This window comes from Exiguobacterium sp. FSL W8-0210 (assembly GCF_038006045.1).
In the GTDB taxonomy this organism is placed as follows: domain Bacteria; phylum Bacillota; class Bacilli; order Exiguobacteriales; family Exiguobacteriaceae; genus Exiguobacterium_A.
This window is the reverse complement of sequence record NZ_JBBOUK010000001.1, coordinates 1,785,172-1,797,048: the sequence shown is the minus strand read 5'-3', so window position 1 is coordinate 1,797,048 and position 11,877 is coordinate 1,785,172. Positions and strand designations below refer to the sequence as shown.

Sequence of the window (11,877 nt, the reverse complement as noted above, 5' to 3'; positions counted from 1 at the left end):
GGATTCTTTCTGTACAATGAAAAAGTATTTTGAAAAGGAGGTGGAGCACCATGAAAGGAAACGCATGGGCTTCAAAAGTTGGATTTATTTTAGCAGCAGCGGGATCCGCCATTGGTCTGGGGGCCATTTGGAAATTTCCGTACACGACTGGAACGAACGGAGGAGGCGCGTTTTTACTCTTATTCCTCGTGTTTACCTTACTGCTGGGACTGCCTGTCTTGATTGCCGAATTTTTAATCGGTCGAACGAGCGGGAAAACAGCACTTCGAGCATTCTCGGAGCTTGGCCATAAGAAGTTCACGTTCATTGGTGTCCTTGGTGTCATCGCCTGTTTCTTGTTGCTCTCTTTCTACAGCGTCATTGGTGGATGGGTATTGATTTATACCATTCTAGGGTTTACTGGTCGTTTAACGACGATGGACAGTGGTGCGCTTGGTGAACTGTTCGGCACGATTTCTGCCTCACCGCTCTATGTCATTTCAGGACAATTGATTTTCCTCGCATTGACGTGTTGGATCGTCTTACGTGGTGTTCAATCTGGTATTGAAAAAATGAGTAAAATCATGATGCCTTTATTATTTGTTTGTTTCATTGTTCTTGTTGTCCGTTCTTTGACACTCGATGGTGCAATGGAAGGTGTTAAATTCTTCATACAGCCTGATTTCTCGGTCCTGAATCGAACATCAGTGCTCAGTGCACTCGGTCAAGCGTTCTTCTCACTATCGCTCGGTGTATCAGCGATGCTGACATACGCTTCCTATATGAAGGAACGTGGAGAGATTAATCGTTCTGCAGCTTGGATCGTTACAATGAATGTCGCCGTCTCATTATTAGCTGGATTCGCGATTTTCCCAGCTGTTTTTGCTTCGGGTCTTGACCCTGCAGAAGGACCGGCATTACTTTTCATCGTATTGCCGACTGTTTTCAGTCAGATCCAGTTTGGCTCGTTGTTCTTAACATTGTTCTTCCTTCTATTTGCTTTCGCATCGATCACGTCATCGATCGCTATGCTTGAGGTCGTTGTTGCTTCCTTAACGGATCGTAAAGAAAACGCGACGATGCGTGATAAAAAACGGACGACATGGCTTGCGACACTAGCGATTGCAATCGTCGGGATTCCGTCCGCGCTTTCGTTCGGAATCTTAGGTGATGCGCAGTTCATGGGGAAAACGTTCTTTGATAGCGTTGATTTCCTAGTCTCGAATATTTTAATGCCAATCGGTGCATTATTAATTTCGATTTTTGCTGGCTTTAAGTTAGACCGTGCACTTGTCGAACAAGAATTGGTTACTAGCCCAATGATGAAAAAAATGGTCCCAATCTGGCGACTGAGTGTATGTTACCTAAGTCCAATTGCGATCCTCATTATTCTTGTTTGGCCGTTGTTCGGATAATAAATGAAGTATTCTCCATAAGGTAGTCGACTAAAATTGTCGACTACCTTATTTGTCATGAAAGGATATCAAACAGAAAAGCCTGAACAGTTCATTCTTCAGCCTGATGTCATTCGTTAAAAAGTATGGTGAAATATGAATACATGAGGCGTAACATTTCGCAAAAACGGGAAACTTTTTGTTAGACCGTACGTAATGTTAAAATAAAGACACGTAAACCTGATAGAAGAATCAGCACGAAGGAAGAGGGGATGACATGAAGTCTTCATGGTGGATATTTGGTTCCATCGGTATGATGTTCGTATTTCTACAATTAGCCGATACGTTCAACTTCTCGGGAATCTTCATCGCTCTTGGTTTGTGGTTCATTTGGAGCGGTTACCGGACAAAACCAGGTCGACGATATCGGACAGAACGGAAGTCGACTGAAATCAAGCGGAAAAATGTGAAAAAGAAATTACTTCTTGACGATGAAGAGGAATTCGTCGGAAGTGTCATTTTAAAACCAGAACGGGCGACACGCCGTTTTGAAGAGACGGATGATTTGGAGCTTCAAGTATTGCAGCGGACAATCGAAGAAGGATTTGCGAAAATCCAGACGTACGATCAAATCGTTCCGTCCATTCGAGATAGCGAAATTAGAAGCGAGATGCGAATCGTCTCTCGTGAAGCGCATGTATTGTTCGAGGAATTATATGAAAGTCCACGCGACGTCAAAAAAGTTCGGGACTTCTTTACATTCTACTTGGATTCCTTATTGTCGATTTCAGAAAAATATGCCGATTTGGAACGCCGTGGTGCCCAAGTTCAATTGGATACGAAAAATCAATTGATTTCGAACTTAAAGATGATCGGTCAAAAGCTGAAACAGCAACAAACCTTGTTGCTTGAAGGAGACACCGTTGATTTAGAACGGGAACTTTTGACGATTGAAAAGGTACTGGCGCAAGAGACTGAACAACGAAAACAGGAGGAGAGTTACCGACATGACCCATTCTGATAAAGATACATGGCAACAATGGCCTGATGAGCAAGAGCAACCGACGATTTCTGATCCATCGGTCGATTTGAATGTAGCAGAGACACCACCTAAAATGCCGGCACGTCCGGTCGAAGAGATGATTCCTTCAGATGTTCCGTCAGAACAACGACAAAAGATCGAACGTCTACTACAGGTGATTGATCTTCAGAAAACAGATGCTGTCATGCAGTTTGGCGCGCCTGTTCAACGTGAGTTATCCCAATTCTCTGATCAAGTCTTAAGTGAAGTGAAGATGAAGGATGGCGGCGAAGCGGGAAAATTGTTGAGTGATTTAATGCAACGTGTCCGCCAAATGGATCCAGACACGCTCCAAGAAAAAAAGAGTTTCTGGTCGAACGTACCGGTCATTGGTCGGGCGAAGAAAAAAGCGGAAACGTACTTCTTGCAATACGAGAAAATGAGTGCGTATCTGGAAGAAGTCGTACACAATCTTGATCGATCGAAATTTGGTTTAATGAAGGATATTACGCTACTTGATCAAATGTATCAAAAGAACAAGCGTTATTTCGAAGAATTGAACGTCTATATTGCAGCCGGCGAAACGAAAATTGCTCACGTTCGTCAACATGAAATCGAACCGTTACGAACAGAAGTCGAGGTATCGCGGGATCAAACGAAGTTACAGGAATTAAATGACTTGATTCAATTGACGGATCGTTTTGAAAAGAAAATCCATGATTTAAAATTATCTCGAACGATTAGCTTGCAGATGGCACCGCAAATTCGTGTCATTCAACAAAACAACCAAATTCTAGCGGAAAAAATTGAATCAGCCGTCGTCAATACGATTCCACTTTGGAAGAACCAAGTTGTCCTATCTTTGAGTCTGTCGCGTCAAAAGGCAGCGCTTGAAATGCAGAAGGATGTCACCAATACTACGAACCAGTTACTTGAGCAAAATTCGAAGTTGCTGAAGGAATCGTCAATTGAAATTGCGGAAGAAAACGAAAAAGGTATCGTATCTGTTGAATCGTTAAAGGTTGCACATCAAAACTTGATTGAGACACTCGATGAGACATTACGCATCCAACAAGAAGGAAAACAAAAGCGTCGTGATGCGGAGCATGAGTTAGAACGAATGGAGAACGAACTGAAACAAAAAGTCATCGAAGTCGCTTCAAAAAGCAGAGAATTACCGAATCGACCATACTAAGGAACACGATTTTTCGTGTTCCTTTCCTTCATGAAAGGAAGGATTAGGAATGAAAAGTGAAGAGAAACAGCTGCAATGGGATACGACATGGTTATTATTCGCACGGATGATGGCAGATCGTCATTCTAAATGTGCCTCGAAATCTGTTGCCTGTGTCATCGTCAAAGATGAAAAGCCGATTTCGATTGGGATAAACGGAACACCTAGTCAGCATGTGAATTGCAACGAAATTTACTTAAAGCAAGAGGGTATTCTCTATACATCACGACCTGACCACCCGGTGGTTGAAGAATCGATTGAACGAAACGGGATTCTTTTTTATCGGTGCGAAAATCAAGAAGAACACCATGAATGGTCGAAACAACACGAGATTCATGCTGAAATCAACGCGCTCGGTAAGCTGGCAGCCGATTCGACGAGTGCGCGTCATGCGACCGCTTATGTCACCCATAGTCCGTGTCATGCATGTAGTTTGGCGCTGATTGCCTCTAAAATCGATCGGGTCGTCTATTCGACAGGGTATGAATACGGGGACGGGTTGAACCTGATGAGGCAGAGTGGGATCGAAGTCATTCACTTGCCACTCGCAAACGAATATTTTCTTGAAAAAATTTAACGAAAAAGGGTTGTAAACGCTTCCATTGCATTGTATGATGAAATCAAGCATTGCCATGGTAATTATTCACTCTTCCATTCGGACTGATTTTCAATCGAAAATCGGTCCACTTTTTTTTAGAAAAGAATTGACAGGAATTGAATAGTTTGTCATGATGACTATAGAATATGACGAAGCGGAACGCCGCATTTTCATACAAAACCAATCAAGGAGCTGGAATGCCAGGTCGTTGAATGAAAAAATCCTGACTCACATGAGTCAGGATTTTTTTTATGGATGAACAAGTGTCGCTTCCTTGAGGCGTTTAGCACGGATCGCACATTTTGTGGCGACCGCACCTGAAAGGATCGTCATGAATCGCTGACAGAGGATGTCTGGTTGCGATTGATGTAAGAATAGTTGATGTAATAGTCGGCTGAAGGCTGCGTCTAGCGAAGACAAGTGCCGTTTGATTGCAGTGGGAGACATATCTTGAATTTCCTCTGCTTGATAGCCCGCATCACTTTGGAAGGCAGAGAGAATGAGAAGCTCTGTTTGCGCATCAGCCAACGTTAGCCCTTGTTCTTGGACATGCTGACAAGCCTCACTCAATTCATGAATCAACAATTGTTCCAAAGCATACGACGTATGCATTTGATATGGATCGTACAACTGAACAGCTTGCCGAATTTGATCGCGTGTCACGATTTCGGATACCGTCCATTGATCGAGTGTGCCAACAGCTTCACTGTATAGTTGAGTAAGTGGTCGAATCATCGTTTCTCCTCCTTAAGCATAAAATGGACTTCCAATTTCATCATAATTCATTTAGAAAACGCTTACAATATCTGCTTAATAGTAGTCGTGATGAAATCGTGTCTGCTATGATATGAATGAAGAAAAAGGAGTGAGATGACGTGATTCAATTATTTAAGGCACTTCCAGAAGTGACGATGCCTCCTTATGAAAATGTTGATTTTTCCATTAATCAGTCGAATCAACCGATTGGATTTTCGATTGATACATGTGCTCCCGGTGAACGAGTGGAAGAGGTCCTACTTGTTGCCTCTGGTGAAATCCGTACTGGTCAAACCGGACGAGAATGGTTACAATTCACGTTCAATTCGCCCGCTGGATCTTGTAAGGGAAAACAATGGATCAATCAAGGAACGGCAGAAGAAGCACTTCGTCCCTATCTCGAAACACGAATCGTTCGGGTCGAGGCCAAGGTAGAGGAATATCCGCCGCAATCCGGAAACAAATCATTGACCGTTCAGCGTGTCACTCCGATTCATGATGCCTCACCGACGCAGTTCTTGCCACAGTTACCTGCAGGTGAATCGCTTGAAACATACCGTGATCAGTTGCTTGGATTAGTCGGTCAGCTTGATTCTCCTCATCAAGAAATCGCGCTCTCGATTTTGCGACAGTACTGGGCAGATTTTTCGACACGACCGGCTGCTCTTTTTCATCACCATGCCTATATCGGTGGGTTGCTGAAACACACTGCTTGTATGATGACGATTGGTCGAGGAATTTGTGATAGTGAACAACCATACTTGACGCTACTCAAATGTATTCAAGAAGCAGAAGCCGATCATAAAAATGAACTATTCCAAGCAGCTGAACGAGAGATACGTCAATTTTCTTGGGATGATAGTTTTGATGCCCTCTATCAAGCGGCAAAAGGGATTGCACTGTTAGATCAACGTCCAAATCCGAACGAATTGTTACTCGGCATTTTATTGCATGACATCGGAAAGCTATGGGAGTATACACATGCAGGGGCTTCGGCAGATCGTTTTTCAAGACTGCTGCACGTAACAGAGGAAGAGGAAGAACTGGCGGGCATTGCGCTTGATCTGGACGGCGTGTTGATGGGGCATATGCCATATGGATGTTTTGTTCTCGAACAAACACTTCGAGAAGAAGATATCCGATTACCGCGTGCTGTTTATCACCGTCTCATGCATATGGTATTATCACACCATGGTAAACGCGAGTGGGGATCAAGTGTTACGCCGCAAACGACAGATGCTTGGTATCTCCATGCGATCGATCTACTCGATGCACGAAAAGAAAAATGGCGTCAGCAACAAGGACGCTAAGGAGTGAAATCATGCAAGACAAAATACGTACGACTGTCATTACTGGTTTTTTAGGTGCCGGTAAAACTACGCTACTCAATCATCTCGTTTCTCAACCGACAGAAAAGTTTGCGTTGCTCGTCAATGAAGTAGGTTCTGTTCATATTGATGAAGCATTGATTGAACGAAGTGACGAAGAGATGATCGAATTGACGAATGGCTGCATTTGTTGTTCGATTCGCGGTGATTTACGGGATGCGTTGCTCCGGATCGCAAAACGCCGTCGAGATGGGGAGCTATCGTTTGATCGATTATTGATTGAGACGACAGGCGTTGCTGATCCAGGACCGATTCTACAGACATTCTATTTTGAGCCGGCTGTTGAACAGTCCTATCAGATTTCCAGTGTCGTCACAGTCATCGATGCATATCATTTAGAACGTCAACTGACGTTCCAAGAAAATGTGAAACAAATCGGTTTTGCTGATGTCCTTATCTTAAATAAGATGGATTTAGTTGATGTATCAGAGCGCGAAACGTTGACCGCTTTACTGCGCGAACGAAATCCTTCTGCAGCTATCATTGAAACGGAACAGGCTCAACTTGAATCGGACCGACTGTTTGAAACGTTCCATTTTCCAAAAGAAGAGCAAGTACGACTCAGTCAACAAACGGATCAGATTCATCAATCGGTTGAGGATTTCACGGCATTGACGATTGTCGAGGAACGACCCTTGAACCGAAATCGATTTGGAATGGTTCTACGTGAGGTGTTAGAAGCGTATGCGGAAGATCTCTATCGCTATAAAGGAATCATTCATTTTGCAGATACGGATCGAAAGGTCATTTTACAAGGTACTGGCATGATTTATGGCACAGCAATCAGAGAACCATTTAGCGAACAACCAAAGACGACGCTCGTCTTCATTGGGAAAGGGCTAGATGAACAAGCGATACGAAAAGGAATCGAGGCGGCAATTGAACATGGTTGAACTTTATTTTGACGGTACGGTCCGTCCTTCAAATGATGAAGCGGCGGTTGGGCTTTTCAGTAAAAATTCCGAGGGCGAAGTCACGGAAAAAATGTATCAAATTCAAGCGATCAATAATCATGAAGCAGAATTTATTGCTTTTGCGAAAGCCGTCGAGTGGGCGCACGAACTGATTGCACAAGGCGAGAGCGTCATTTCGTTTCGGACGGATTCAGAAGCCGTTGCACTCGCAGTCGAACGCGAATTCGTCAAGAACAAACGAACGCAGACGATTTTTGATCCTGCCTTTGCGCGTTATCAACTCTTACCACTCGCTTTCGTGAAGTGGATTCCACGGTCGGAGAACAAAGCAGATCGTGTCGCACGAGAGGCGTTACGATTATACGAAGCATGATTGACGACAAACACCCCTATCCTCACGGTAGGGGTGTTTGTTCATGTTCGATGCGCTCGATCAGAATTTGGTCGACGCGTCGTCCGTCTAAATCAACGACTTCAAACCGGTACGGTCCAATTTCGACAGTACTCCCACGGGAGGGAACATCACCTAACGTATATAGAATCAAACCAGCAACCGTATGATAGGCGTTCAACTGTTCACCGGGTAAGTCTTCTGTATAACCGAGCGTCCGCTTTAAATCATCGATGTGCAATAGACCATCCGCTAGGAAGGAGCCATCCTTTCGCATGACGAGTTCCGGTTCTTCCTCAACGCTTGAAATTTCGCCAACGAATGCTTCGAGGATGTCGAATAAGGTGATCATGCCTAGGAAACCACCGTATTCATCGAGAACAAATGCGATTGATACCGTCTCTTTGCGCATCCGTTCAAGCAAGACGGTTGCTTTTAATTGACGGGGAACGATCAGCGGTGATTGAATCAGCCGTTCAAGTTCTTGAACAGGTCGTTCCGTTGATAGCACCTCTTTCGCATCGATGAAACCGACGAAGTGATCCAAGTCACCATGACCAACCGGTAAGTTTCGATGTCGCGCTTGCCGGAGCTCTTGTAAGATCGTATCGGAGTCATCCGCTAAGTCAATCCATTCGGTAACGGTACGCGGCTCCATCAGTTCGTAAGCGTACAAATCATGAAAATCAAACACACGAGAGACTTGCTCCGCTTCAGACCGATTGAAGGTTCCCTCTTGCGTACCACGAATCAGTAATTGCCGGACTTCGTCTTCCGTCTCGTCTTCTGTTTGCAGTCGATCCAGACCAATCAAACGGAAGATGGAACTCGTCGACTTACTTAGAACCCAAATGAATGGTCGAAGCACAATCGAGAAAAAACGCATCGGTGGAGCAAGCCACATCGTGACCCGTTCTGGACTGACAAGGGCGACACGCTTAGGAACGAGTTCACCGATGACGAGTGAAATATAGGTGATGATCGTTACGACTAGAATATATCCGATCGTACTGGCATAAGGGGCGAGCCACGCGAATTGAGCAAGCCACTTGATGACCGGTCCTGAGAGAGCGGCACCACCAAAGGCACCATTGACGATGCCGATTAACGTGATGCCGACTTGAACAGTCGATAACAGATCGGTTGGTCGATCAAGTAACTCTAACGCAACATGGGCTGACTTTTTGCCATCATTCGCTGCTTTCTCTAATTTGGACCGTTTTGAGGAAAGCAAAGCGAGTTCGGTCATCGCAAAAATACCGTTTGCTAGAATCAAAAGCAGTACAATCGTTAAGTTAATCAACCACATGAAATCTTCACTCCTTTTTCGATAATAAACTATTCCCCAAAACTGTCTCTCTGAGACCGTCAATAATTATGTGTAAATAAGTAAATCCTTTTCTTGTATATATGTTGATTAAGCCTGTTTGAACATCTCAACCAGCTCTGCACGAGCTTGATCGAATCCGATATGGCAACGGGTGGAGAAGTTCTGATTATAGATTTCGAATTGGGAAACCAGGAAGCGGTCCAAGGAATCTTCGTTCGGGAATTGCTCCTTGCGCTTGCTGTATTTCTTCACTTTCTTATTGAACGACTCGATGAGGTTTGTCGAATAGATGCTTCGCCAAATCGATTTTGGGAAGTCGTAGAAGGTGAAAATAAAGGGATTGGATTCCAATGATCTTGTCACTTTCGGATAGGCGGTTTTCCATTTCTCGACAAAGGCTTTCAGTGCCTCTTCGCCCAGTTTCCGGCTTTCCGCCCGGTACACCGATTTGAAGTCTTCACAGATTTCTGGCCGGTCAGCGACACGGACTTTGTGGGAGATGTTGCGCGACAGATGGACGCAGCACGCTTGATACTTGGCATCCGGAAAAACCGCAAAGATGCGATCGGTGATGCCTTTCAAGCCGTCGGAGATAAACAGAAGCACCTCTTCGACACCGCGCTCCTTTAAGTCCAATAGGACTTCTTCCCAAACGAACGCGGATTCCGTGGGCGCCACTGTATAAGCCAGGACTTCTTTCGAGCCATCCTCCCGGATGCCAACTGCGATATAGACGGCTTCCTTGGAGACGGTGTCGCGCTTGAGGGAAATGTAAGTCGCATCCAGATAGACACAGGCATAGCGCTTATCCAACGGACGAGATTTAAACGCTTCGACCTGTTCACTCATCGCTTTCGTCATATTGGAAATCGTTTGCGGGGTGTAGTGATGGCCGTACATCTTCTCAATCAGATCCGAGATCTCGGACATCGTGACGCCTTTCTGGAACATGTGAATGACGAAAGATTCCAGCGTATCGTTTGAGCGCTTGTATGGAGCGACCGTCTGTTGGTTGAATTCGCCGTTCCGGTCACGTGGAATCGACAGGTTTAAATCCCCGTACTCCGTATGGAGTGTCCGCGTGTAGACGCCATTCCGGGAATTGCCGGAGTTGAAGCCGATGCGGTCATATTTTTCGTAATCCAGGAAAGCTGTGAGTTCGGTCTGAAGGAGCGTATTGACCGCTGTCTCCAGATGCTTGCGGAAAACTTCGGAGATGTCTTCTTTTTTTACTAGAGCTTGCATGATATCTGTTGTAAACTGAGTCATAGGGAAGGCCTCTTTTCTGTGAATGGGTTGTGGTGACTTAATTCTACAAGAAAAGGTCTTCCTTTTTCTATTTATTCATTTACACAAGATATTTTACGCTCTCGTCTCTCTCATTCCCATTCTGTCTACTTTTGCGTTAAACTAAAAGAGAAATAATCAAAAGGGGGAATTTGTTTATGGAATACCGTGTAGAACGTGACACGATGGGGGAAATTCGTGTACCAGAAGCGCAGGAATGGGGCGCACAAACACAACGTAGTCTGGAAAACTTTAAGATCGGAACGGAAAAAATGCCGATTGAAGTCATTCGTGCCTTTGCAGTCCTGAAAAAAGGAGCGGCGCTTGCGAACCGCGACTTAGGCGTGCTTGAGGCAGAAAAAGCGGGTGTCATCGCTGAAGTATGTGACGAGATCATCGCGGGGAAATTCGATGATGAGTTTCCGCTTGTCGTTTGGCAAACGGGTTCAGGTACACAGTCAAATATGAACGTCAATGAAGTGATCGCTCGGGTCGCGACACGCAAGTTGAAACAACAAGGCAGTGAGACGACGATTCATCCGAATGATGACGTCAACAAATCACAAAGTTCAAATGATACATATCCGACAGCGATGCATTTAGCGGCGAAGACAGTCTTGTTGGAATCACTATTCCCAGCAATCGATGCTTTGCATGCGACACTTGACGAAAAAGCTAACGCGTTTGCGGATATCGTCAAGATCGGACGGACACACTTGCAAGATGCTACACCCATCACACTCGGTCAAGAAATCAGCGGTTGGGTCCGGATGCTTGCACTTTCGAAGCAAATGATCGAACGGACGCTTGATCCGTTAACGGAATTAGCAATCGGCGGTACGGCTGTTGGAACGGGCATCAACGCACATCCGGACTTCGGTGATTTGGCTGCGCAAAAGATGAGTGAAGAAACGGGATATGAATTCACGAGTGCGGAAAACAAATTCCACGCCCTAACAAGCCACGATCAACTCGTCTTTACGCATGGTGCGGTCAAAGCATTAGCGATGGACGCGATGAAGATCGCAAACGACGTTCGCTGGCTCGCATCAGGTCCACGAGCAGGAATCGGCGAAATCACGATTCCAGAAAATGAGCCGGGAAGCTCAATCATGCCTGGGAAAGTCAATCCGACTCAAAGTGAAGCGTTGACGATGGTCGCTGCACAAGTCCTTGGAAACGATGCGACGATTGGTTTTGCTGCAAGTCAAGGAAACTTCGAACTAAACGTCTTCAAGCCGGTCATTATGTATAACTTCATACAATCCGTTCGCTTACTGACAGACGCCTTGCATTCGTTCAATGACCACTGTGCGATCGGAATCGAACCAGAACAATCCGTCATCGCTGAGAACGTCGAACGTTCGTTGATGCTTGTCACTGCACTCAACCCGCACATTGGATATGAGAATGCGGCGAAAATTGCAAAGGCAGCGCATCAATCCGGGTCAACCTTAAAAGAAGCAGCACTTGCGACTGGTCTACTAACAGAAGAACAATATGATCAATGGATTGTACCAGCAGATATGGTCCGTCCGAACTTAAAAGCGTGAGTTGAAAAAGCGGGGGAATTCCCTCGCTTTCT

Annotated in this window: 11 protein-coding genes; 8 read left to right on the top strand and 3 right to left on the bottom strand. The window is 45.1% G+C overall.

Annotated features, from left to right (window positions below):
• Positions 1–50: 50 nt before the first annotated feature.
• The 4 genes from MKY22_RS09535 to MKY22_RS09520 all read left to right on the top strand — a co-directional run bounded on the left by MKY22_RS09535 (position 51) and on the right by MKY22_RS09520 (position 4,205).
• Entirely contained in the window at positions 51–1,394 is a 1,344-nt protein-coding gene (locus MKY22_RS09535) for a sodium-dependent transporter (RefSeq protein WP_341088549.1), read from the top strand.
• A 256-nt stretch (positions 1,395–1,650) separates the two neighbouring features.
• A complete protein-coding gene (locus MKY22_RS09530; RefSeq protein WP_029341971.1) occupies positions 1,651–2,394 on the top strand; it encodes a 5-bromo-4-chloroindolyl phosphate hydrolysis family protein in 744 nt (247 codons plus the stop codon).
• The gene (locus MKY22_RS09525; protein WP_029341970.1) at positions 2,381–3,589 is read left to right on the top strand and encodes a toxic anion resistance protein; all 1,209 of its coding nucleotides are present in this window, start codon (positions 2,381–2,383) and stop codon (positions 3,587–3,589) included. The genes MKY22_RS09530 and MKY22_RS09525 overlap by 14 nt, the downstream gene beginning before the upstream one ends.
• Positions 3,590–3,638: 49 nt before the next feature.
• Positions 3,639–4,205, top strand: a complete 567-nt coding sequence (locus MKY22_RS09520; protein WP_029341969.1) for a deoxycytidylate deaminase — start codon at positions 3,639–3,641, stop codon at positions 4,203–4,205.
• 270 nt (positions 4,206–4,475) lie between these two features.
• On the opposite strand, the gene MKY22_RS09515 is transcribed toward MKY22_RS09520, so the two are convergent.
• Complete coding sequence (locus tag MKY22_RS09515) at positions 4,476–4,961, bottom strand: hypothetical protein (RefSeq protein WP_341088548.1); 486 nt, start codon at positions 4,959–4,961, stop codon at positions 4,476–4,478.
• A gap of 140 nt (positions 4,962–5,101) precedes the next feature.
• On the opposite strand from MKY22_RS09515, the gene MKY22_RS09510 reads away from it, so the two are divergent.
• The 3 genes from MKY22_RS09510 to MKY22_RS09500 are packed head-to-tail and all read left to right on the top strand — an operon-like array spanning position 5,102 to position 7,657.
• Positions 5,102–6,292, top strand: a complete 1,191-nt coding sequence (locus MKY22_RS09510; protein ID WP_051656283.1) for an HD domain-containing protein — start codon at positions 5,102–5,104, stop codon at positions 6,290–6,292.
• A gap of 11 nt (positions 6,293–6,303) precedes the next feature.
• Complete coding sequence (locus MKY22_RS09505; protein ID WP_341088545.1) at positions 6,304–7,263, top strand: CobW family GTP-binding protein; 960 nt, start codon at positions 6,304–6,306, stop codon at positions 7,261–7,263.
• Complete coding sequence (locus MKY22_RS09500) at positions 7,256–7,657, top strand: reverse transcriptase-like protein (protein WP_064299690.1); 402 nt, start codon at positions 7,256–7,258, stop codon at positions 7,655–7,657. The genes MKY22_RS09505 and MKY22_RS09500 overlap by 8 nt, the downstream gene beginning before the upstream one ends.
• 22 nt (positions 7,658–7,679) lie before the next feature.
• Here the strand turns inward: MKY22_RS09500 and MKY22_RS09495 are convergent, their stop codons facing one another.
• Positions 7,680–8,984, bottom strand: a complete 1,305-nt coding sequence (locus MKY22_RS09495) for a hemolysin family protein (RefSeq protein ID WP_055968472.1) — start codon at positions 8,982–8,984, stop codon at positions 7,680–7,682.
• Between the two features lie 108 nt (positions 8,985–9,092).
• A complete protein-coding gene (locus MKY22_RS09490) occupies positions 9,093–10,274 on the bottom strand; it encodes an IS256 family transposase (protein WP_341088539.1) in 1,182 nt (393 codons plus the stop codon).
• A 176-nt stretch (positions 10,275–10,450) separates the two neighbouring features.
• Here MKY22_RS09490 and fumC point away from each other — a divergent pair, with 176 nt between their 5' ends.
• Positions 10,451–11,845: a class II fumarate hydratase gene (gene fumC / locus MKY22_RS09485; protein WP_341088538.1), complete on the top strand. Its 1,395-nt coding sequence runs from the start codon at positions 10,451–10,453 to the stop codon at positions 11,843–11,845.
• Positions 11,846–11,877: the final 32 nt, after the last annotated feature.